Origin of the sequence: Chitinimonas arctica (assembly GCF_007431345.1) — a bacterium.
GTDB classification, from domain to species: Bacteria; Pseudomonadota; Gammaproteobacteria; order Burkholderiales; family Chitinimonadaceae; genus Chitinimonas; species Chitinimonas arctica.
This window is the reverse complement of the sequence record NZ_CP041730.1, coordinates 233780-257085: the sequence shown is the minus strand read 5'-3', so window position 1 is coordinate 257085 and position 23306 is coordinate 233780. Positions and strand designations below refer to the sequence as shown.

19 protein-coding genes are annotated in these 23306 nt (G+C 57.9%); 16 read left to right on the top strand and 3 right to left on the bottom strand.

Going from position 1 to position 23306, the window contains the following annotated elements; all coding sequences use genetic code 11:
* Positions 1–6 precede the first annotated feature (6 nt).
* The 8 genes from FNU76_RS01165 (at position 7) to sctQ (ending at position 7448) form a co-directional block, all read left to right on the top strand.
* Positions 7–594 carry a hypothetical protein gene (locus tag FNU76_RS01165; protein ID WP_179958299.1) on the top strand — a complete coding sequence of 196 codons (588 nt, stop codon included), beginning with the start codon at positions 7–9 and terminating at the stop codon, positions 592–594.
* Positions 581–1654, top strand: coding sequence for a TyeA family type III secretion system gatekeeper subunit (locus tag FNU76_RS01160; protein WP_143855994.1), 1074 nt, complete (start codon positions 581–583; stop codon positions 1652–1654). The genes FNU76_RS01165 and FNU76_RS01160 overlap by 14 nt, the downstream gene beginning before the upstream one ends.
* 216 nt (positions 1655–1870) lie before the next feature.
* Entirely contained in the window at positions 1871–2236 is a 366-nt protein-coding gene (locus tag FNU76_RS01155; RefSeq protein ID WP_143855993.1) for a hypothetical protein, read from the top strand.
* Positions 2233–4290: an EscV/YscV/HrcV family type III secretion system export apparatus protein gene (locus tag FNU76_RS01150; protein ID WP_223879180.1), complete on the top strand. Its 2058-nt coding sequence runs from the start codon at positions 2233–2235 to the stop codon at positions 4288–4290. Before FNU76_RS01155 ends, FNU76_RS01150 begins: the two co-directional genes overlap by 4 nt.
* On the top strand, positions 4277–5626 hold the full coding sequence (locus FNU76_RS01145) for an EscN/YscN/HrcN family type III secretion system ATPase (protein WP_143855991.1): 1350 nt from the start codon (positions 4277–4279) through the stop codon (positions 5624–5626). Before FNU76_RS01150 ends, FNU76_RS01145 begins: the two co-directional genes overlap by 14 nt.
* Positions 5620–6006 carry a hypothetical protein gene (locus tag FNU76_RS01140; protein WP_143855990.1) on the top strand — a complete coding sequence of 129 codons (387 nt, stop codon included), beginning with the start codon at positions 5620–5622 and terminating at the stop codon, positions 6004–6006. The genes FNU76_RS01145 and FNU76_RS01140 overlap by 7 nt, the downstream gene beginning before the upstream one ends.
* The gene (locus FNU76_RS01135; protein WP_143855989.1) at positions 5987–6481 is read left to right on the top strand and encodes a hypothetical protein; all 495 of its coding nucleotides are present in this window, start codon (positions 5987–5989) and stop codon (positions 6479–6481) included. The genes FNU76_RS01140 and FNU76_RS01135 overlap by 20 nt, the downstream gene beginning before the upstream one ends.
* Complete coding sequence (gene sctQ / locus FNU76_RS01130; RefSeq protein ID WP_143855988.1) at positions 6468–7448, top strand: type III secretion system cytoplasmic ring protein SctQ; 981 nt, start codon at positions 6468–6470, stop codon at positions 7446–7448. Before FNU76_RS01135 ends, sctQ begins: the two co-directional genes overlap by 14 nt.
* 69 nt (positions 7449–7517) lie before the next feature.
* On the opposite strand, the gene FNU76_RS01125 is transcribed toward sctQ, so the two are convergent.
* Positions 7518–8903, bottom strand: a complete 1386-nt coding sequence (locus FNU76_RS01125; RefSeq protein ID WP_223879179.1) for a M20/M25/M40 family metallo-hydrolase — start codon at positions 8901–8903, stop codon at positions 7518–7520.
* 148 nt (positions 8904–9051) lie between these two features.
* Between FNU76_RS01125 and FNU76_RS01120 the strand changes: the two genes are divergently transcribed.
* The 3 genes from FNU76_RS01120 to FNU76_RS01110 all read left to right on the top strand — a co-directional run bounded on the left by FNU76_RS01120 (position 9052) and on the right by FNU76_RS01110 (position 14167).
* On the top strand, positions 9052–11841 hold the full coding sequence (locus FNU76_RS01120) for a two component system sensor kinase (RefSeq protein ID WP_143855986.1): 2790 nt from the start codon (positions 9052–9054) through the stop codon (positions 11839–11841).
* A gap of 323 nt (positions 11842–12164) precedes the next feature.
* The gene (locus FNU76_RS01115) at positions 12165–12494 is read left to right on the top strand and encodes a hypothetical protein (protein ID WP_143855985.1); all 330 of its coding nucleotides are present in this window, start codon (positions 12165–12167) and stop codon (positions 12492–12494) included.
* A 335-nt stretch (positions 12495–12829) separates the two neighbouring features.
* Positions 12830–14167: a hypothetical protein gene (locus FNU76_RS01110; RefSeq protein WP_143855984.1), complete on the top strand. Its 1338-nt coding sequence runs from the start codon at positions 12830–12832 to the stop codon at positions 14165–14167.
* 332 nt (positions 14168–14499) lie between these two features.
* Here the strand turns inward: FNU76_RS01110 and FNU76_RS01105 are convergent, their stop codons facing one another.
* Positions 14500–15144, bottom strand: coding sequence for a two component system response regulator (locus FNU76_RS01105; protein WP_143855983.1), 645 nt, complete (start codon positions 15142–15144; stop codon positions 14500–14502).
* A gap of 352 nt (positions 15145–15496) precedes the next feature.
* Here FNU76_RS01105 and FNU76_RS01100 point away from each other — a divergent pair, with 352 nt between their 5' ends.
* Genes FNU76_RS01100 through FNU76_RS01080 form a run of 5 tightly spaced genes read left to right on the top strand, consistent with a single transcriptional unit; the run spans position 15497 to position 20326 of the window.
* On the top strand, positions 15497–15892 hold the full coding sequence (locus tag FNU76_RS01100) for a hypothetical protein (RefSeq protein WP_143855982.1): 396 nt from the start codon (positions 15497–15499) through the stop codon (positions 15890–15892).
* The gene (locus tag FNU76_RS01095; RefSeq protein WP_143855981.1) at positions 15889–17376 is read left to right on the top strand and encodes an EscC/YscC/HrcC family type III secretion system outer membrane ring protein; all 1488 of its coding nucleotides are present in this window, start codon (positions 15889–15891) and stop codon (positions 17374–17376) included. The genes FNU76_RS01100 and FNU76_RS01095 overlap by 4 nt, the downstream gene beginning before the upstream one ends.
* Positions 17377–17384: 8 nt before the next feature.
* On the top strand, positions 17385–18626 hold the full coding sequence (sctD, locus tag FNU76_RS01090) for a type III secretion system inner membrane ring subunit SctD (protein ID WP_143855980.1): 1242 nt from the start codon (positions 17385–17387) through the stop codon (positions 18624–18626).
* Between the two features lie 33 nt (positions 18627–18659).
* Complete coding sequence (locus FNU76_RS01085; RefSeq protein WP_143855979.1) at positions 18660–18884, top strand: EscE/YscE/SsaE family type III secretion system needle protein co-chaperone; 225 nt, start codon at positions 18660–18662, stop codon at positions 18882–18884.
* Positions 18885–18925: 41 nt separating this feature from the next.
* Positions 18926–20326, top strand: coding sequence for a TAXI family TRAP transporter solute-binding subunit (locus tag FNU76_RS01080; protein WP_143855978.1), 1401 nt, complete (start codon positions 18926–18928; stop codon positions 20324–20326).
* A 3-nt stretch (positions 20327–20329) separates the two neighbouring features.
* Here the strand turns inward: FNU76_RS01080 and FNU76_RS01075 are convergent, their stop codons facing one another.
* On the bottom strand, positions 20330–23305 hold the full coding sequence (locus FNU76_RS01075) for a PAS domain S-box protein (protein ID WP_143855977.1): 2976 nt from the start codon (positions 23303–23305) through the stop codon (positions 20330–20332).
* Position 23306 lies beyond the last annotated feature (1 nt).

Genomic DNA, 23306 nt, shown 5'->3' with positions numbered 1-23306 from the left:
GATCGTATGCTTGAAGCCAATAGGGTGCTGGATAGGGCCAAGCTTCGTGCCGGCGTGATAAGCAAGGAAGCCTTGCGGCAATTGGAGCAGGCCAAGGCCGAGGGCGAAACCATCCTGGCGTGGTCGCGGGACGAAGGTCTACGCCAGGCGGCCAAGGAGGTTGAGCAGGCCAAACGCGACGCGATCGAGGATGCCGTCGAATGGCTGGTGCAAGAGCAGCAGCTGGAGCGACATATCGTTGTCCGGCTCGAAAAGGAAATACGGGCATTGGCGGCACAGGCTTTCGCCGAACTCGTGGGTGGACTCGATGCCGGCGAGCTATTGCTGCAACAGCTGGGCAAATATGTATCCGATTCCATCAACGAGGGCAAATTGGAACTTAGGGTCAATCCGGTACATTGGGCGCGCGCCATCGATACCTTCGCGGCGGAACCCAGAATCCTGGTGATACCGGACAAGAGCCTGACCATCAAGCAGGCAATTTTGAATAGTGCTTACGTGCAAATCCAGTTGGATCTGGACAGGCATCTGCAATTGCTGGTCGACCGCTTGAAGCAGCCGAACCGCGAGGTGGAGATGTATGAACAAAATTGATAAACCGGTTTTCATACCGTCTACCCCGATTGTCAGCGTCGATCCAGATGCCGACATAGGCAAATGGGCTGATAGAACACCCCGTCAGATCATTCCAGGCAACGCCATCTCGGACCTGGTCGGCAAGGAGTTGGCGGAACTGAACGAAGACGCGCTGGCCGAAACCCAGGAAGATATGGGCTTTGTACTGGGCGGCCGCATGCGCGAACTGGCCCGTGGCAACGCCAAGTCGGATACCGCGCGTGCGCGCACCAATCTGCTCCGTCTGGTTGAAGATATCAGCGCGGTCGAAGCGGTTGGGCTGGATGATCTGCTGGGTCGATTCGGGGATCTGGCCAATCATGCCAATCCATTCGAGGCCATGCGCGAAGCGGGACTGGACAGCGGGCAGATGGCGCTACTGCTGGGTATTTGGCTAACGGACAAGAACCTGACGGGTGGCCGTCGCAAGCGGCTTGAAGAGGCGCTGCTCGCCGTAATGGGCGACGAGGAATGGGAGCTGAAGCTGTTTGCCCAGCTTGAATTCGGCAAACCCAGCCCCGCCGCGCTCGCGCAGCTGAAGGCGCTTTACCAGCGTGCCGGCGCCAGGCATACCTCCTTGAGCCAGTGGTTCGCGGAACTGAAAAGCATGCCCGATAGCAAGCGCAAGCTGAAAGCCTTGCTGAGAGCCTTGGCATTCGAGCTTTCCTCCCAGGGGGCGCCCATCGAAGGCAATCGACTTGTGGCGGTGATCATGGACTTGCGCCGTATCCTGCTGTTCTTCGGCTTTGAGGAACATGCCAGGAAGACGACGCAAGTTTTTCCCGCCTGGGGTATGAACGCCGATCAATATATGAGTGAATTGCTGCAGACCATCGATCAGGTCTGGGTGTCGATGGATTGGTTTTCCGGCCGTGTCCAGGCCTTGGGGCTTGCCGAAAACCTGCGCTATGGCTATGGCCGCGCATTTACCGAAACCATGAGGTTGCTCTCGAGAGACTGCTTCAAGGAAGATATGCAGCGTGACGAAATCCTGCAGGCGATTAAAGACTACCTCGAAGAGTTGACTGCAGACGAATGACCCGTCTTCCCCCATTCTTCATGCTTGCCTGCGCCAAATCTATTTGAATCCAAAGCGAACTACGGCTTTTAGCGAAAATAATACCGCTTGTCGGCGACTTGCGTTTAGTCCGCGAGAACCTGGCTTATGCACTCGCGCTTCAGGTGTTCACCTGATACGTAATTTCTTCGGAAATTGCCATCATTTGCCACTAAAGCTTGCAAACAAAGAGTGCGCATGGATCTACAAATCGAACGGCAGCTCGAACGGTTTTTCGTTTTGATGGGCTTTCCCAATGTTCGCATCGAAACAAAAATGGAGTTCTGGCTACCTCCCTTCAGATTATTCGTCGAGGTGAGGAATAGGCGTATTTCCCTGTCGGTGGCGATCTCCGTGTCGCCCGTAGGAAGCATGGCCCAACTCAGGCAGGCACTGATGCTATGTATACCGGAGCGCACCATGGGCGTGCCGATGCGGGCGTTTCTGATATCGAATTGGCTGGTGCTGTCCTGCCATTTGCCCGAGGGAATGGATGAATCCCGCTGGCTCCGGCTTTATCGTATCCAATGTAAATTACTTCAAAATGTGGTGTCGGAATCGTGAAGCGAATACGTGATTGGCTGATCATCGCAGCAGGCCGGCAAGATGTAGTGCTGGCGGTTATGTTGCTGGTGGCCGTGTTTATGATGATCGTGCCGCTGCCAACGCCATTGGTGGACGTGCTGATTGCCATCAATTTGACATTTTCAATCGTGTTGCTGATGGTTGCCATCTATCTTCGCGACCCGCTGGAACTTTCCGTCTTTCCATCCTTATTGCTGATAACGACCTTATATCGCCTGGCACTCACCATCAGTACCAGCCGCCTGATCCTGCTGCAGCACGATGCCGGCGAGATCGTCTATGCCTTCGGCAGCTTTGCGGTGGGCGGAAACCTGGCGGTCGGGCTGATCGTATTCACCATCATCACCATCGTGCAATTCATCGTCATTACCAAGGGCTCCGAACGGGTGGCCGAAGTGGGGGCGCGCTTCTCGCTGGACGGCATGCCGGGCAAGCAGATGAGTATCGATGGCGATATGCGGGCGGGTGTGATCGACGCGGTCGAGGCCAAGCGGCTCCGGGCCCTGGTACAGAAGGAAAGCCAGCTTTATGGCGCAATGGATGGCGCGATGAAGTTCGTGAAGGGCGATGCCATCGCGGCGATCATCGTCATCCTGGTCAACATTCTCGGCGGTGTGATCGTCGGCGTTTTCCAGCATGGCATGAGCGCGGGCGAAGCGGCTACCACTTACGCCGTGCTGTCCGTCGGCGATGGCCTGATCGCGCAGATTCCCGCCCTGCTGATTTCGATCGCCGCGGGGATCATCGTCACCCGCGTGCCGGGCGAGCAGCGGCAGAACCTGGCCAAGGACCTGTCGGAGCAGATCGGCCGCCAGCCTCAATCCCTGATGATTTCCGGCGGTGTTCTGGTTATTTTTGCCATCATTCCGGGTTTCCCGGCGGTGGTTTTCCTCCCCCTGGCCGTCATGGTGTTCGCAGCGGGCTGGGTGGGGGTCAAGCGCCGCAAGGCCAGAGGCCAGTCGGCCGATGGATCCCCGGTGGGTGAACATGGCGAAGGCGCGGAAGGGCAGATGTCGCCGGGCGCGCAACCGTTGGCCCTGCATGTGGCGACCGACTTGAAATCCGACTTGCTGCAGAAGGCCATCGAACGCTTGCGTAGCGAGAAGTTCGACAATCTGGGCGTCCCTTTGCCGGAAATCCGATTACATGTCGATCCTGCCATGGAAGCCGGTCACTTCGAGATCCAGCTCTATCAGGAACGGATCCTGCGCATGGAAGCGCCTCCCAATTGGCTGTTGCTGGATGTGGCATCGACAACGATGCCGGACGTGAAACGCCTCGACAAATTGCCGTTCGGTGGGATGGTCTTGCAGTGGATGGATGTAACGGCCGCACAAAGCCTGGCCAGCGTCGGCATCAAATACTATCAGGGCGAGGAGCGTCTGGTGCATTGCATGTCCCTGACCGTGGACCGCTACGCTTCGGAATTCATCGGCGTGCAGGAAACACGCTTTCTGATGGATGCCATGGAAGGGCGCTACGGCGAGCTGGTCAAGGAACTGCAAAGGCAGCTGCCTATCGGCAGGGTTGCGGAAGTATTGCAACGGCTGGTCGAGGAGGGCATATCGGTTCGCGATCTCCGTGCCATTTTCGAAGCGCTGATCGAATGGGCTCCCAGCGAGAAGGATCCCATCATGCTGACAGAATACGCACGCCTGGGTTTACGGCGCCATATCATCAGCCGTCATCGCCGCGGCAGAGAGTGGATCTCGGCTTTCACCATTGGCGACCATATCGAAAACCTGATTCGCGATTCCATCCGCCAAACCGCCGCCGGCGCCTATTCGGCCCTGGACCATCAACAGAACCAGGAGATCCTCGGCCGCATCCGCAAATCCTTGGGCGAGGATAGCGACAATAAGCACACGGTCTTGCTGACCGCGATCGATGTCCGTCGTTTTCTGCGCAAGATCATCGAACGCGAGATGTTTGCCACCCCTGTCCTGTCCTTCCAGGAACTGGGGGATGAAGCGGAGCTGAGGGTGCTAGGCAATATCGACCTGATCGGCGGGGGTGAGTATGCGCCTGCCTGAGGAAGGACGGATAAGCCTACCCCTGTCCAATAAACTGAGTGGCCAGACAGCGGGTCGTGGCGATGACGAGAGTGTCCGGCTTTTGGGGCGAATCATCGACGTCGGTCCGACGATCTTGCGTGCCTCGCTACCCGGTGTGAGCTTGGGCGAGCTTTGCCGGCTGGAGGGGCGGGGTATCGATGCCGAAGTGGTATCGATCGAGGGACCGATTGCGCTGCTGTCACCCTTTGCGGAACCGGTGGGTATAGGGCGCGGAGAATTGGTCCGGCCTTTGGGCTACCGCCATCGCATTGCGGTAGGGGATTTTCTGGTGGGCAGTGTGTTGGATGGCTTGGGCAATCCCCTGACCGAGCTGCCGGCGCGGGATGATTCCCGGACGGAATACCGCACGCTGGATCGGCGGGCGCCCGATCCCCTGACCCGGCCTATCATCGATACGCCGTTGCCGCTGGGGGTCAAGGTGATCGATGGGCTGTTGACTTGCGGCAGGGGGCAGCGTATCGGTATTTTTGCGGCGGCTGGCGGTGGTAAGAGCACGCTGCTGAGCATGATCTGCGACGGTAGCCATGCCGACGTGATTGTCCTTGCCCTGGTTGGCGAGCGGGGCCGCGAGGTGCGCGAGTTCCTGGAGCACGCGCTGACCCCGGAAGCACGGGCCAGAACCGTGGTGGTTGTTTCGACGTCGGACCGACCCGCGCTGGAACGATTGAAAGCCGCCTATACCGCCACCACCATCGCCGAATACTTCCGCGACCAGGGCAAGAGCGTATTACTGATGGTCGATTCGCTGACGCGATTTGCCCGTGCCGTGCGGGAAATTGGCCTGGCCTCCGGGGAAAAGCCCGCGGCAGGGAGTTTCCCCCCCAGCCTGTTTGCACAATTGCCGCGCTTATTGGAGCGCGCCGGCCCTGCGGTGACCGGCAGTATTACGGGCATCTATACCGTCCTGGTCGAGGGCGACAATATGAATGAACCGGTTGCGGATGAAGTCCGGTCCATTCTGGATGGGCATATTATCTTGTCGCGGAAATTGGCCGAAAGTAATCATTATCCAGCCATCGATGTCGGCGCCAGCATCAGCCGGATCATGAACCAGATTGTGCCGGCGAAACAGCGGGAATTGGCCGGTAAGGTTCGCCGGATGATGGCGCGTTATAAAGAAATTGAACTGCTGGTCCGTGTGGGTGAGTACCAAAAGGGTCAAGACGCGGAAGCAGATGAGGCTCTGGCGAGACGCGATGCCATCGGCGCTTTCCTTCGGCAGGGTGTCGACGAGAAAAGCAGTCTTGAAGATACCGTGCGCATGCTTTGGAATGTAGCGGAGGGGCCATGCTAAATCAGTTGCTCTATGTAAAACGTCGCCGTGAACAAGGTATGCGTTCGGCCTTGACCATGATTGCCAGGCAAGAAGCCGCATTGGAAGAAGAAGAGGCCCGCTTGGTCCAGGAGCGCTTGCAACTATGGGAAGAATGGAATTCGGGCAGCGCCGCGCAGGGTGTGGTGACGCAAACCCAATTCCAGACCATTAAAGGCGAGCTTGCCATGTGCTACCAGCGCGATCGGGTAATTGGCGATCGTATTGAAGCGCTCCATGCGGAAGCTGGCCGATTAAAGGTCGCCAAGGCCGAGCAGTTAAGCCTGTTAAGAAAAAATCTCCTTGAACAGGAGAAGTTGCTGTATTTACTGGAGCAGAGCGATGAGCACATTTCCTCTTGAAGGTACCAAGCCGCTACGCGCTGGTCGAACAAGCGGGCGGCAGGAACCTGACGAAGAGAGCAAGAGGCGATTCAAAAAACTTCTCGATCTGCAAGATGCCGTTACCGCACCGCCAAGCGGACAAGCCAGCCCTTGGCAAGCAATGTCCACCCCGCTATCGCTTGAAACTGAACAGCGGCTTCGAGGGGCGCCCCAGGCAAGCAAGCAGTCACAGCCAGCCCAGATGCCGCTGCTCACAGCCAGTTCCACGCTGGACGGAGCGGGCAGTGTGCTTCATCTTCGGCTATTAAGCGGCCCCTTACCCGGAATCGAATTGCACGTTTCCTTGGTCGCCGGTGCACTGACCTTGAAACTCAGTACTTCCGATAAGCGCCATCACGATAAATTGACCGGAAAACTGGCAAGCCTGGAAGCGAGCCTGCAGGATTTGTTCGATTACCCGCTTTCGCTAAAGGTCCTGCATGAGCCTTGCTGATGTATACGATGAACTTGAATCGCTTTTGCTCTTGGTATCTTCTGGTCGGACCATCGATACCGCCAGCGGCGATCGCATTACCTTGGAGTATAAAAAATCCGGTGGCAACGGCCTGGTCTTGAATTTCCGGATGGGCGACCGGGCGCTGAGCGCTTGGGTAGCCGAGCATGAGTACTGCCGTTGGATCGAGCCGATGCTTCCCGTACCGAGCGCCGACAGGATTCCACCTGAGCTATTTCCTTTGCTTTGCACCTGGAGCTTGGCGCCATTGGATGCCTGGCTGACCTCCTTGGGTTTCGAGCAAATACTGGGGGACAGCATTGCGCGCGGGGAGGGTGACGCGGAGGAGGGGTGGGTACTGACCATCGAGGGTGATAGAGGGCAGCTCTGTTTGAGTCTGCTGGATTGGCCCCTGGATTGGCTAAAGTGCATTGCCGAACAGCAAGCGCCCTTCGAAATGCAGGCCTGCGAGATGACGGCGCCGGTGTGTGTGGCTGCCGGTTGGACGCGTATGACCTTGAACAATTTACGCTCTTTGCGGATTGGCGATGGCCTGGTACTGGATACGTCCGCGCGGATCGACGAGGGTGAATGGTATTTGTTCGAGCGTAAACCCCTGGCACGTATATCGTGCGCCGAAGACGATAGCTTGGCGACTGTAGAGGAACTAATGGACGATTTTGACGATTGGCTGAATATCGCCGAGATAGAAAAGACACTCGGTGAGTGCGAACCGGAGCCGTTTACCGGCGTGAACGATATTGTCATGACTGTCGTTGCCGAAGCAGGCCGTATCGAACTTCCCTTGAGTAGCTTGGCCTCATTGCACGAAGGTCAGTTGCTGGATGCCAATATTCGACATAATCGCGATATCAGGCTGAAGATAAATGGCAAGACCATTGGTAGCGGCTCGCTCGTGAAAGTGGGAGAAAAGCTGATGGTGCGTATCGAAAAGCTGGGTTTGTAAGCTGCCGGCGCGTGGATTCCTGGCCGCCAATGACGGCTTGGAATCCACGGCATACCTATCCACCCGTCCTCAGTCCTGTAAGAGACGGTAAATCAAAATCGCCGCACGCGAGGTGGCCTTCGGCAGAGAATCCAGCCAAATTGTTTCCGATTCCGTATGCGCGCCGGTGCCCGCCGGGCCTAAACCGGCCAAATTGGCCTTGATCTTGTCCGCCACGAACGAAATATCCGCCGCACCGCGCGCGGTCGGGGGAACGGCGCGGACAGGACCATAGCCAAGCGCCTCACTTACTTCATGATACTGCTGCAAAAGCGCGCGGTTTGCCGCGGTATCGGCCATGGCGGGGATACCATCCTTGAACTCGATGGTGCTATGCGCGCCCGCCAGGCTATTGGCGACGATGCCGCGCATGCGTGCTTGCGTGGACGCCATCTGTGCACCGTCGATAAAGCGAAGATCACCGTGGGCAAGGGCTGTCTGCGCAACAACGGTTTTGCGGCCCGTGACGGTGCCGCGACCATTCTCCGCATCCTCTTCCAGTTCACTTCCGCCCATGATCAGGCCGGGATTGAAGGTCAGGCCTGGAATATCGGCAAGCTGCGTTCGCATGGTATCGAGCATATGGGCCAACTCGAACACCGCGCCCACGCCTACCTTGGGCGAAAAGATGGTCGATGAATGGGCGCTGGTTCCGCTGGAACGCAGCAGCCATTCTCCTATGCCCCGCCGCGCCACCACCGCCGAGTCATCGGCCAGGGAGAATTCAAACTCCAACGCGACTTCGGCACCTTCGGCGGCATCCATCAAGGCCTTGCGCGAAATGCTGGTTGGCTTGGCGGACTGCTCCTCATCGCCGGTCAAGACCACGACAATATTGCTGCGCTTGAGCAAGCCTTCCGCATGCAATGCCTTCAGGGCATGGAGAAGCGTGACAACACCCCCCTTATCGTCGATTACGCCGGGGCCGGACGCCTTGTCGCCACTTCGGATAAATCGCTGAAACCGACTTGCGGGAGAAAACACTGTATCCAGATGGCCGATCAAGAGTATTTTCTTACCTGATCCATCTGGGCGGGTGGCGACCAAGCTGCCGGCATGGCGCATTTCGGCGGGAAGGGCGTGCCATTTGACTTCGAAGCCCAGCGCCTCGAATTCGGGCTTGAGCACTTCGCCTACCGCGATAACGCCGGCCGGATTGGTACTGCCGCTGTTGATGTTCACCAGCTTTTCCAGCGTGGCCAGCTGTTCCTGGGAGTTTTGTCCCACCGTTTTTACAAGCGCGGTCTCGACCGGACCCAAGGCAGCTTGTGCTTGCGTCAGCAACATCGTTGTTGCCAGCAGGGCCGCCATGAACGGCTTTCGCGCGAATGTCGGCGGAAGCTTGGCGATACGGTGGACGGGGAATGGTTCAGCGGGGGAGGACAGGTAAAGCGGTGTGATTGGTGTCGAATTCATCGTCTCATGCAGCCATTCCGGCTGTCTTATGTCAGAAAATAGAAAGGTTTGTATTTTTTCGAAAGAAATTAACATTGCGTATGTTGTAAAATAATGGGCTTTTTCGCCTTTTCAATATAATTATGCTGGTACGGTTTGGGGTGGCGGTATGACATTTCCTCGTCTGGGTAGTTCGCTCGCCCTTAAACTATTGATGAAGATAGCAGCGCTGGCCGCGACATTCTGGTTCATCAACGAAGGGCTTGCCGATCTATATATCTATCATGAATCGCGCACGATAGTGACCGCGGAGATTACGCGGGCGACCCAGCTACGCGTAAAGCTGGAGAACTATCGCGGTCTATCGGCGGAGCAGAATGCGCGAAAGCTGCTTGAACGCTGGGAGCAGTACCACAATGCAAAAAACCTTTCGCTCGCCGTAAGCAATAAGCCGGCACCGCATTTTTTTACCTTTCACACGGCGCGATTCCTGGGCAATGACGACAGTGTTGAAGCCAAGTCGCCGGAAGTGCGGGTCACGGTGGCGATTCTGCAGGAATTCGGCATCAGCGGATTCACCGATTATCTCGACAGTTTCGTGGTGCTGCCCGAAGAGGGCCTGGTCATGTTTCCGCCGCTCGAGTCGGATGCGAACTATCTCGGCCGACGCAAGCAAGAGCTACAGCAACTGCGCAAAGCGCCGATCCGCGATGGCTTCCAATGGAGCGATCCCTATTTCGATCCCGCCTATGGCTGGCGCGTTTCCGTTGCGGCTATCGACCCGCAGTCCGGTGCGATGGCGGGATTCGGCCTGCGCATCATCGATCTGCCCACCGCCAACAAGTTCAACGAATCAATTGGCACCCTGCTGGTACGCGACAGACACTCCGGCCGCCTGCTCCCCGTGCCGGAAAATCCCTTGCCGATAGCGGAGGTGGAAGAGGTATTCAGGCAGACACCACCGTGCAAGGAGCTGACCTCGCAAACCGCCGCCGACTACCTGGTGATTTGCAAGCCCCTGCTGGGCGCGCCATGGGAAGCACTGGTCTTGTATCCGGAGAGGCAAATCAGGGCGGCCGTATTCGAGCCCATGCTGGCCTGGTTGCCGATGACCTTATGCCTTGGCATCTTCCTGTTGACGGCCATGTTCTATATTTTTCGGCATGATCTGGCCCGGCCCCTGCAGGATTTCACCGCCATTATCGATCTGACCGGGCCGCGCAGCCTGCAATTGCGCTTGCCGCAGCGCCGGCGCGATGAGTTGGGACGTATCGCCAAGGCATACAATGGTTTGCTGGATACGATCTCGGCGCACTACGAGACCCTGGAGCGAAAGGTCGCCGAACGGACCCGGGAACTGGACGAAGCGAAGCACATCGCCGAGTTGGCCAATCAGCGCAAGAGCGAGCACATCACCAGCATCAGCCACGATATCCGCACGCCGCTCAATGGCATCGTCGGTGCGTTGGGGCTGCTCCAGCACAGCGTTTGGCAGACCAGCCAGCATGATCTGATCGATACCGCCTTGAAAAGCTCGGGCTATCTGCTGGGCATCATCAACAATCTATTGGATTTTTCCCGCATCGAAGCCGGGCAGATGGAGCTATCGGTGGAGCCGACGAAGCTCCTTCCGCTGCTGGACGAAGCCATGCTGACGGTACACCTGCGCGCGGCGGAAAAAGGACTGACCCTCAAGACCTTGGTGGAGAAGGATGTTCCGCTATCGGTACCGCTGGACGCGCTTCGCGTACGACAGATCCTGATCAATCTGCTGGGCAATTCGGTCAAGTTCACCGAGCGCGGTTTTGTCCAGCTGCATGTTTCGGTACAAGGCGACACGCTGTGCATTGCGGTGGACGATTCCGGCCCGGGTATTCCCATGGAGGAGCGGGCCAGAATTTTCAAACCCTTCGAACAAGTTCGTCCGCATACCAACGGCAGCGGCTTGGGCCTGGCGATTTCGACCCGCCTGGCCGGGCTGATGGGCGGCAGCGTGGAACTGGAGACCGGCGCCAAGGGCGGCGCCCGGTTTGTTCTCAAGTTGCAGCTTTCCGGCAGCAGCGCTGAGCCACTGCCTTTCAGTGGCCCCCTGGCCGCGCCGATCGGATTGCACGAGCAATTGGCCGAGTGGGGCTTTGAACCCGTGGTGGGCAACGACGGACCGCTCGCCGCCATGGAATTGATCTTCCTGCCGGGCAGGCTATGGCAACGGCTGCAGAACCCCTCCGGGGAAGGCAGCGATTCGGCCAGGATCCAGCAATCTCCCTGGCTGCTGAAGGTGCTGCTGGTGGACGACGTACCGACCAATCGCGATATCGTGGGCAAGATGATCCGGCATCTGGGCCACGACGTCATCACGGCGGAGAGCGGCGAGGCGGCACTGGCGCAAGGGCGCAAGCATGTGTTCGACCTGGTGTTGATGGACGTGCGCATGGCCGATATGGATGGCTTGGAAGCCACCCGGCGGTGGCGCGACGAACGCTATGAAGTGCTGGACAATCTATGCCCCATTATCGCCTTGACCGCCAATGCGCTGCCCGCGGAACGCGAACGGGTACGCTCGGCGGGCATGGACGAATACCTGGCCAAGCCGGTGTCGATCAACCATATCGCCTGGGCAGTGGACTTCGCGGTCAGCGCGCAACTGAGCCGCGGCATCGAATTGACACCCAACGCCCATTTGCAGAAGTCCATGCTGGATTCGGACGACGACTCCATGCGCATGCGCCTGAAGGATGAGCTGTACCGCTTGCTCGAACGGGTGGCCGGGGCATTGGCCGTGCTGGACGAAAACCAGCTCAAGGACGCGCTCCATGCACTGAAAGGGAGCGCGGGGCAGGGCGGCGCCGAGCTGGTCTGGGATGCGGTGGAGGAGCTGGAGGCGCGTTTGCAGACCGGGGTATGGCCTGCGGAGCTGGATGTGCGCGATATTGCGATATTGATCGAGAATGCTTTCTAGCCAGGCGATCCAAGCTCACCCTACGTTGGATGGCACGCTCGGCGTGTTGTTCCGTGGGGTGTGCCTGGTTCCTTTCAAGTGAGTTTGCTGGAGAGTGGTGAGCGCAAGTCTTGAATGGCGTACTTCGTCCGTACTGGTGCGGCTGAACACATCGCGTCATGACTTAAATTGTCAAAACATGAAGTTCAAAAATTTTACAATAGCAGCTTCCTTATCATTCGATTAGATTTTAAATAGGTTATTTTTTGCATGTGCTATTGGCAGTTGCCAGCGCCGCCGGATAGCCGATCTTACCGGAGAGATGCACGCGAAAGGAGACCAAAATGAGTGTGATGAACATTTTGCATAAAGTTGCGTCACTGATGTACATGGCGCCAACTTGTTATGATAAAAAATCTGGTCCGTACCAATTTGAAAAATCACCTGACAAATCAGCCTGCGACATTTCGAAGCTGCTGTCAGACCCCGGTTGCGAAATACGCCTTTGGCGAGGAAAAGCCACACAGGCGAAAATCCCGTCTTCACTGTCCACCTGTGAAATATTAAACCCGGTCGCTGTAGGCGGTGACACAGAGAGTCCCGATGGCTCCGGCAATCACTCGCTCATGGAGAAATTCTGGTCATGGTTGAATACATTCAGGGGCGCTCTGTAAAAATCCATTATGGCACGGGCCTGATTGTGGCTCCCGGCTCAAAAAAATGCTGAAGGCAAGTGTGATCCGGAGATGAGTGGGGACGGCCTTTTGCAGCCAAAATGCTCCAAAAACCTAGTGGGTGGTGCTTAAAAGAGGCTTTTGTAGCGCGTCTCTAAAGCCAAAAGTGCCAAAACATAAAGTGCCGCAAGTTTTACAATAGCCCGCTATCGTATTTCCTGTTTAACTAAAAACTATTAATTATTTTGGTTTTACTTAATAAGGTGGCAATCTTTTTTGCTGCCAAAGTCGCCGGATAGATTAATTTTATCGGATAATCAAAAGGAACTGAAAAAATGAAAACCTCTCCCATTGAGTCGCCCTCCTCATCGAGTTCATTCGGCGGAACGCTAGTCGGAGAAATTGCGCCAGTCAATAAAGTCAATACCTTACAGAGTGACTCTACTTTAGAGGTAGATGGAGATCCGCCGCTCGAAGCTCTGCGCTCGTCAAGCTTCTTCGTTGACAGCCATCAGCTTATGCCGCATGAACCCGATTTGCGCAAAATTTCCTTCGAGGAGGTGGCCATTGAGGAGGTGGAAGATTTGGACGCGGACAACGAAATCAATCAATTAAGCGAAACTTCCTTCAAGGAGGTGGAAGATTCGGACGCGGACGGCGAAGTCAATCAATTAAGTAATGGCGAGAGTAATCAAATTAATCATAGCGAAGCCGCTCAAAACGCTGATAAGAAAAATGGTTTCTTTGATCGCGTAATTGACAGCTTCCTGTCATTTGTGCGGACACTTTTCTGTTCCGGTTCAAGAAAGCGGCCCCAGCTTGGCATGGATATTCCAACAAATACTAATAGGACTAATGGCGTACCGCACGATCACTACAAACCACAAGTGGGATCACCAGCATCAGTGCCAAGTAAAGAGAAATTTAATAACTTGAAACCTAATACCGGATTAAATAAAGAAGCTGCCGCTATAGCGGATGCGGCAGTCTCAATGATTTCTGCAAAAGGAAAGAATGACAAAGTTTGGAAGGACGGGACTGCTAATTCTCGCACGTTTGAGAGTGGTACTAATACATTGGAAAATGTATATGGTGCGTTTCGTTTAAAACTTAATACCGATAGCAATGTTTTCTTTGTCCATACTACCGACAACAGTAGTCCTGCCGCAGCCTCTGGGAATAACGCAACTCCGGCGATTGCGACGGTTGTGTCGCTTAATACCAAAAAAACCGCCAATCAAACAGGCGACGTAGCCGATGCCGGGAAATTGCTGGGATTCATGTTGAACGAAGTGAGTAAGATGCTGGGAAAAAAACGACCCACATCAGCGGAAATCAAGCACGCAATCGCCTCTATGTTTAAGGGATTCGATGAGACAGACAAATCCCATATGCTCCGCAGCGTTTCCTTTTCTGCCATCACTTTCTACACCGACAGTTCAGGAAGTGTGCATTGCCTTACTGTTGCCAGTAGGTATGGAAGCATAAAAGACACGAGGAAATCGTTGCCCGATTCCGTATGGCTCAATGCATTCAAGGTGGACGACTCGCCCACCGGTCCGAGCGTTACGCATAGGCTTTCTTCACCAAGTGATCAGGAGGACAACGTGACCGAAGCTTTTCAGCCAATCGATAGTGGTAATGGGTCAACGAATCCTCTATTAAATCAATAGTCCTACCTATGTTTTCCGGCAAATTGGTGAGGGCTTCATGAACCAAAGCCAGCCAAACCAAGCACGTTGACCCATGCCGCCAGCCGCTTGACGAATGGGTCACTCCCAAACACTCATTGGTATAACTTGCCCGACGCCTCGGGCGGGATGGCATCGAGTGGGCTGGCTTCTTTCCTACTCTCCTGGCTGCCCAGTTGCTTCTCGGATGCCGGCCCGAGCACTTTGAACATCGAATTGCTCGTCGGCCATAAGTGCCTGGACTGCAGGAGGGCGAATTACAGCGCGGCTGCGCACCGTTTTCGACGGGCGCCGCCGCCCTGGCCCAGCCATCCTTACTCGATCAAGCCAATCCGCTGCGCCCACCCCACCAGCTCCGTCGAATTATGCGCATCGAGTTTGCGCATCAGATTCAGTCGATGGGTTTCCACCGTTTTCAGGCTGATGGACAGATGCTCGGCGACGTCGCGGTTGCGGCAGCCCTCGGCGATCAGCTTCAGCACCTGCCGCTCCCGGCTGGTGAGCACGGTGTTTTCGCCGTGGTCGGTTTGCTTGCGCACCTGCGATTCGTTCAGCGCCGGGTCGATGAATTCCTTGCCAAGCAGGACGGTCTGCAGGGCGGCAAGCAGGATCTGCTGTGAACTCTTCTTCAGGACATAGCCCTGCGCGCCGGCCTGCAAGGCGTCGCTGGCCTTGTGCTCGGCGGCGTTGGCGGTAATCACGACGATCAACAGGTCCGGCCACCGCTTCCGCAACTGGCGAATGATGTCGATGCCATCCATGCCGGGCAGTCCCAGATCGAGCAAGACCAGGTCGGGGTGATGGGTTTGGCAGGCGCGGTAGACATCCAGGCCATCTTCCACCTCGCCCACCACATGGTATTGAGGGAAATTGCCCAGCAGGTTTTTAATGCCCTCGATCAGGAGGGCATGGTCTTCGACAATCAGGATGTTGACGCGCGCTTGCGGGTTTATTTGCATATGGGTCTGTTCGGAGGCGGCTACGGTTTTAGTATTAGTGAATTATTTTATTCTATTCTTTGCGCGCTGTACGGGAAACTACCTAAAGCTTCCTTGCCTAGGCAAGCGCAAGCCGACAAAGCCCTCCCGCGATTCATCGCAAACCCCTCGGAAACGCGCTGGAAGCCTTTGTATACCAGGGTTGGCGCGTAAGGGGGCAGGGCGGATCAGCCGCTGGCCATGCACCCGGGATAACACACCGACGTGCTTCTCAGAGCCTGTTTGGCCGAGTTGGTTCAGGTGATTACCTGATGGGTCCAGTAGTTTAAATGACCAACAATGAGCCCGTTGTCATGTTTTTGATGAGGATGCAATGGATGTATTGGAACTGTTGGGCAATCTGACCTCGGTAAGGGTAACCGGAACCTCGGGTGCGCGTCTCCTTCTTGATGTGGCCGGCGCGGCGGGGTGGATATGGATAGTGGAAGAGCGTGCGGGCATTGCGGTACAGATCGATGTCAATAATGTGAGCGACGCATGGTTGCGCAAGACCAGCCTGCTGCTGGGCGCCGGCGACGACACGGAAGAATTCTGCCTGATCCTGGACGGCGGCAAGGTGTGGTTGTATCGAACCTATTCGCTCGCCATGACGCCGGTTGAATGGGAAGCCAATCTTGGTCTGTTGATGACCGTCGCGCACTTTCTCGCCAATAATGCGGCGCGGAAAATAGAGCGCGCGGTGGTGGGTGGTGTTGGAAGACTGGCATGAGGTGGTCACTGGGCGTGTTGGGCCTACTGATGCACGCATGGGTGCATGCGGCGCCGCCGGTTCTACAGTCCGACAATACCGAGCCTTATCGCCTGGTCACCCGGGGTATCAAACTTACCAGCCTACTCAAGGATCTGGGCTCGAACTATGGCTTGTCGGTCGTGGTCAGCAGCAAGGTCGACAATGTCTTTGTCGGCACGCTGAACGAGCCTGGGCCCGACGAGGTATTGGATAGGCTCGCACGCCTGTATGGATTGGCGTGGTACTACGACGGTGAAGCCGTCTATGTCTATCAGGCGCAGGAAGTCAGCACCGATCTGGTCACGCCGGTCTATTTGCCGGCCAGCACGGTCATGGCCGAGTTGAGCCAGAATGGGCGCCTGGATAGCCGGTTTTGCCGGGTGCGTGCCTTACCATCGACCAATGCGCTGGAAGTATTCGGTGTGCCCATCTGCGTCGAACGGGTCAACCGCCTGACGAAGCGCCTCGACGAACAGGCCTTGAACCAGGACAAGAACAAGGAAACGGTACGGGTATTCCCGCTCAAGTACGCCACGGCCAGCGATGGTGAATATACCTACCGGGGGCAGCGTGTCGTCGTGCCCGGCGTTGTTTCGGTCTTGCGCGACATGGTCCAGTCCAGGGGCTTGGCCCCCGACGGCAGCAAGGAGGCCTTGGTGCCGGCCGATCGGGCGCAAGCCTATTTTTCCGCGGACACCAGGCAGAACGCCGTCATCGTGCGCGACCATAGTGCGAACCTCAAGCTCTATGAAGACTTGATTCCGCAACTGGATCTCAAACCCAAGCTGATTGAAATCTCCGTGGCCATCATCGATGTCGATGCCGGCGATATCTCCGCGCTGGGCGTGGATTGGTCGGCCTCGGCCAAGCTGGGTAAGGGAAGCATAGAATTCAATACCGGCATGCCCGATACCGGCGGCTTCTCGACCGTCATCAGCAATACCGGCAATTTCATGATGCGCCTGAGCGCCCTGGAACAGCACTCCAAGGCAAAGGTGCTGTCTCGCCCTTCGCTGGTCACGCTCAACAATGTCCAGGCGATCCTGGACCGCAACATTACTTTCTATACCAAGGTGACCAGCGAAAAGGTCGCCAAGCTGGAGTCGATCGCCACCGGCTCGCTGCTACGGGTAACGCCGCGCCTGTTCGAGGATGAGGGGCAGCAGCAGGTGATGCTGATGCTGAATATCCAGGACGGCAAGCAAGGCCAGCCCACCAGCCATGCCGAGACGCTACCGCAGGTACTGAACTCCGAAATCACGACCCAAGCCTCGCTCAAGGCGGGCCAAAGCTTGCTGCTTGGCGGCTTTGTGCAGGACGAGCAAATAGAGGGCGAGCGCAAGATTCCGTTTTTGGGCGATCTTCCCCTTATCGGCAAGTTATTCAGCAGCAGATCCAAAACCAACAACCGCGTTGTCCGCCTGTTCCTTATAAAAGCAGAGCCCGTCAGCAATAAGGGCTAAACGAGCTCATGAACTTCCAGTACAAGCTGAGACTATTGAATGGCCCCTTGCTCGGGCGCGAACTGAAATTGCCACCCGGTACGATACATATCGGCGATGGCGACAGCGATTCGGATATCGTCGTGCCGCTTGAAGGCGGCGGCATGGCACAGTTGCTGATCGACGAAGAGGGGGTCGTCGTAGCGACGCCCGCGCCGTGCTGGGTGGACGGCGAGGTATGGGATACCGCGCAGCCCCTGCCGCTCGGCCGTGCGGTCGATCTGGATGGCGTGGCCATGGTCTTTGGCCGGGTCGAGGATGAACTGGCCAATCTGACGGTGCCGGTGCGTATGAACCGGCAGGGTGGCAAGCACGGTAAGCGGCAAGTCTGGCTACCGCTGGCTATCGTATGCGTCACCGCGGCCATACTGCTGCTTTCCTATCTGTTGCTTAACCAGGACGGCACACCGTCGGCCCAGGCGCGCGCGGCGGATTCCACGACGACGCCCGCGTTGCCGCCGCGCAACCCGGAGTTAAGCAGCCTGCGCTTCAAATGGGACCAGCAGCATGTTCTGACCATCTCCGGGCCTTGTGCCGACTCCGTCCAGGTGGAGCTGATGCTGCAGGCCCTGAGGCAGAGCGGCACGCTGTTCCGCAACGAAACCGTATGCCGCGACCAGTTGATACGCAATGCACTCAACATCATCCAGCTGCATGGCTATCGGGATGTCGAGGTCCGGGACGGCGACAGCCTGGATTCGATCAAGATCGAAGGCCCGATTCGCGCGGACGAGCGTTGGGAAGGCGTACTACAGGATCTCCGGCGGGTAAGCGGCCTACGGTCCTGGGAGGTGCGCAATGACGTGGATGGCGCGGTGCGGCAACTGGCCTTATGGCTGAAGGAGCAGGGACTGGGGGAGGGGGTGAGCATCACCTTGCTCAACGACACCATGATGGTCACGGGGGCGCTCGATACCGCGACGGAAACGCATTTGAAGCGGGCCTTGCGGCAGTTCGATGGCCAGGCGCACCTCAGGCTGAAGACAGCATTCCAGAATATCCCTTCGGCCGTGGACATCAATCAATACCTGCCCGCCCCGCCGCAAAGCATAGGCGGCAATCGTGGCGCGCCCTATCTGGAATTGGCCAACGGACTCCGCCTGCAAGCCGGTAGCTACCTACCCAATGGCTATGAAGTCATTTCGTTCTCCAACAAGGGGATAGGCTTGCTTTCGAACAATAGCGTGGTTTACCTGCCGCTTGGCTGGTAAGGACGTACCGGTATTTATAAGCGAGGGTAGGGTATGGCACGCATCACCGAACTGGAAACCAATCTGCAGGCCGATCAGCACGGGAGCTATCACGCCAGGTTGATCAAGCAACTCGCCGTTCGGCAGGCAGAGCTGGCCAGGCAACTGCGCCAGCCGGTCACGCCGGAGCGCTATCGCGAATTGTCGGCACTGCACACCGCCTGCCTCGCGGCCCGCAATATCGTCGATACACTCTGGCGCCGCTACCGTATGGGCTAGCTCCGAGCTGTGGCAAACTCTCGGGCTAGCCAGGAGCCGCCATGCAGGAAACAACCCCTCCCACCGGCCGGCAACGGCGCCGGGAAATACGCCGGAAGATCGCCAGGAAGGTATTGCCGGCACGATTCCACGCCCGTATCAGCGCGGTGTCCTGGCGCGACCTGGCGGTTACCCTGGGGCCTTTCCTGCTGTTCTCGGTGCTGCTGATTGCCGCGGTCATTACCCTGCTCGACCCGGCGCCGCCTAAAACCATCACCATTTCCAGCGGGCCGGAAGGCAGTGCTTTCCATAAGCATGCGGAGAAGTACCGGAAGATCCTGGCCCGTAACGGCATCACGCTGGTGGTGCTCAAATCGGAAGGATCCCTGGAGAACCTGGATCGCCTGAGCGCCGGCAAGGTCGATCTCGGCTTCGTCATTGATGGGATCACGCCGGCGGGGAAGGCCGACCAGCTGGTTTCGCTCGGCAGCATTTCGCACCAGCCGATGTTTATGTTCTATCGCGGCAAGGAGACGGTAGGCAAGCTGACCGAGCTGGCTGGCAAGCGTGTGTCCATCGGCAGAGTGGGCAGCGGTGCGCGTGTTCTGGCCCTGGCCTTGTTCAAGGCCAACGGTATCGATCAGGGGGGCACGACGCAGTTGCGGGGCCTGGAAGCGGAAGACGCGGTTGAGGCGCTGCTGGCCGGCGAGATCGATGCAGCTTTTCTGATGGGTGACTCCGCCAGCCTGGCGACCATGCGCAAGCTGATGTTCGCCGCCGATGTGCACTTGCTGAACTTGTCCCAGGCAGAGGCCTACACCCGTCGCATACCGTCCCTGGGTAAATTGACCCTACCGATGGGGGCGATCGACCTGGCGCGCAATATTCCCAGTCTGGATATCGCCCTGGTCGCCCCAAACGTGGAACTGCTGGCACGGGAAAGCTTGCACCCCGCCTTGTCCGACCTGTTGATAGACGCGGCCCGCGAGGTGCACGGCAGGCGCGGCCTATTGCAGGAAGCCGGCGAGTTTCCGGTCGCGCAGAGCAGCGATTTCCGGCTCAGCGACGATGCCGACCGCTATTACAAATTCGGCAAGGGCTTTTTCTATCGTCATCTGCCTTTCTGGCTGGCCAGCTTGCTGGATCGCATCGTGATCCTGGTCCTGCCTATCGCGGTGCTGCTGATTCCCGCTATACGCCTGTTGCCGTGGCTATACCGCTGGCGGATCCATTCGCGTATCTATCCCTGGTATGGCGCATTGATGGCGCTGGAGCGCGGCTTGCTCAGCCAGCCCATCCCAGAAGATCGCGGTCCGCTGCTGGCCCGTCTGGATGAGATCGAGCAGGGTGTGAACAAACTGACCGTGCCGCTTGCCTTTATCGACCAGATCTATGTGCTGCGTGAACATATTGCCTTTGTGCGCGCGCGTTTGGCGGCGGATGGTCTGGGCGCGCGTCAATAAGGTTTACGCACCAGGCCGCCCTTCATTGATCACCATGGTAAGCGCCGAAAAATCCACCGGCTTGACCAAGTGGAAATCGAAGCCCGCCTGCAAGGACAAGGTCCTATCCTTGTCCTGCCCCCAGCCGCTGATCGCCACCAGGGTAAGCGCTTGCGAGCCGTAATCTTCCCTTAGCTTTTGCGCGGTTTCGTAGCCATTGAGCTTGGGCAAGCCAATATCCATGAATACGATGTCGGGACGTTTCTGCATGGCGATCCGGTAGGCATCCAAACCATCCTGGGCCCGCAAGACTTCGTGGCCTTCCAGTTCGAGCAGCATGGCCATGCTTTCCAGGCAATCGACATTGTCGTCCACGACCAGGATGCGGCGCGCCGTACTCGCGCCGTGCTCGGCCGATATCGGCAAGGTGTCGTGCATCGGTGCCTCCAGGTTTGCCAACAGGGGTAAGCGCAGCGTGAATAGACTGCCTTTGCCCAGCCCTTCGCTATGGGCGGTCAAACTGCCGCCATGCAGCGCGGTGAGGCGTTTTGCCAGGGACAGGCCGATGCCCAGGCCGCCTTCCGCCTGCTCGAAATTGCGATCGATCTGTAGAAAGACATCGAACACCCGTTCCAGCATCTCCGATGCGATGCCGATGCCGCTATCACGGATATTGATCACGATATCATGGCCGTCCACCGTGGCGTCCAGCCAGATATCGCCACCCTTCGGGGTATATTTGGCCGCGTTGTTGAGCAGGTTGGACAGGGTCTGGGCCAGGCGGGTCTTGTCGGCATGCAGATAGACCGGCGCCGCCGGGATATTGACGCTGATGCGGTGACCGTATTCCGTGATCAAGGGGAGGGTCATTTCCAGGGCGTGGTCGATGATCGCCTGCAGCCCGATGTTCTCCCGCCGCAATATCACCTTGCCGCTGGAGATCCGCGAGACATCCAGGAGTTCGTCGATCAAGATCGCCATTTGCGCTACCTGGCGGCTCATGACCGCACGGGCGGCCACATATTGCGCCTCGGTACAGTCCTTTCTTTGCAGCACCTCCAGGGAGGTGCGCAACGGCGCCAGCGGGTTGCGCAATTCGTGCGCCAAGGTTGCCAGGAACTCATCCTTTCGCTTGTCGGTATCGGCCAGCGCGCTGGCCCGCTTGCGCAATTCCTCTTCCATCTGTTTGCGTTCGCTGATGTCCTGGATTACGCCGAACAGGCCCTGGTTGGCGCCATCGACGTGGCTATTGGCCATCCCCCAGGCCGATACCCAGACGCTGCGGCCATCGGGCCGTGCGATACGGCATTCGATACTGGTGGGTTGACGGGTGATGACCGCCTGGCCAATCGCCTGGATGACCTGCTCGCGATCTTCCGCATGAATCATATCGACCATCTCGGACCACGGCTTGAGGGGCTCGGCCGTGATGCCGAATATCCTGGCGGCGTTTTCGGAAAAGGTCACCAGGTCGGATTCGACCATCCAGCTCCAGTCGCCGAGCTTGGCCGCCGACAATGCCAGGCTGAGCCGTTCGGCGACTTCCTGCAGGCGGGTGTAGAGCCGGGCATTGTCGATGGCGATGGCGGCCTGGTTCGCCACGCCGCCGATCAACTGTTCATGCCGTTCGGTAAATACGCCGGCCAGCGAGTGCCCGAACAGCAGTGCGCCGAGGAATTCTCCGCTATTGGAAATTACCGGCACCGCCAGGTGGCTTTTGATCGTTTGGGCGGCGTGGCCCAGTACGCTTTCCTTGTAACCGGGTACCTGGGTCAGATCGTCCACCCGCACCGCGCCATGGCCCTGGAAAAGGCGGCGCAGCATGTCCGTGTCGGGCGCGACGGTGAAGGGCGAGGCGACCTCATGCACCTCGCCGGAGATGGCGTACATCATATAGCGCTCGCCCTGGCCATCCTGGGCGTTGTAGAAGAAGGCGCCGAATTGCGCGGCTATCAGCTTGGTCGCGCCATCGGTCACCAACTGCGCGATCTTGGGCAAGGCCAGTTCGGTGACCAGCATCTCGCTGATATGGCTGAGCGTTTCATTGATATTCGCTTCGTCGCGCAGGCGCCTTTCGGAGTGCTTCTGCGCGGTGTAGTCCACCAGCATATTGACCGCACCGATCAGGGTGCCGTGCTCATCCCAAATCGGCGAAGGGTAGGCCAGAAAGGGTACGCGGCTACCGTCCCGGCGCTCGGCCATTGCTTCGATGCCGCGTAGCGGGCGACCCTCCTTCAGGGTGATGGCCATCGGGCACTCTTCATGGGGCAAGTGGGTGCCGTCCGGCCATAGCAGCCGCCAGGCGCCGCACCACTGGCTGCTGCCGATGACCGGTTCCCAGCCCCACAGCGCCACGGCCGCTGCGTTGAAGGAGGTGATATAGCCTTTGGCGTCGGTGGTATAGATGGCTGCCGGCAGCGCTTGCAGCAATTCGCTGGGCGTGCGCTGGTTTTCATGCAGGGCCTGCAAGGTCTGGTAGCGCGCGGTGGTTTCGGTACAGCAGCAGATCGCGCCGATCAGTACCTGGCCTTCGTCGAATACCGGCTCGATCTGCAATAGCGCCACTGCACGCGTACCGTCCTGCCTTTGTACGATGACTTCCTGCTCATGGTTGCCCGTGCCGGTGCGCAAGACCTGCGCCATGGGCTGTTTGTCATGCGCGAAGGAGCTGCCGTCAAGGTCGAGCAGCTGATAGGCACCGCAATACAGTTCGCGGCCATCCTGTATCAGCGGTTCGCGACCCCATAGTGACGCCGCCCGCCGGTTGAACCAACGGATACGGCCATCGGCATCGCAGGCATAAGCCGCCATCGGCAAGCCTTCACGCAGGACCAGCGGCATGTCGAGAATGGCGGCGCTGGAGGCAAGCGCGCTGGGTGGTGCTGCGTTCATATCGTGTTGGATCCGCAAGGGAGTGAGGCCTAGTCCGGTGGGAGTGCTTTCAGCATAGCCGACCAGGCCGTCCGGCCGATGGTCGCCTGGCGTGGGCTTGCGCGGCATC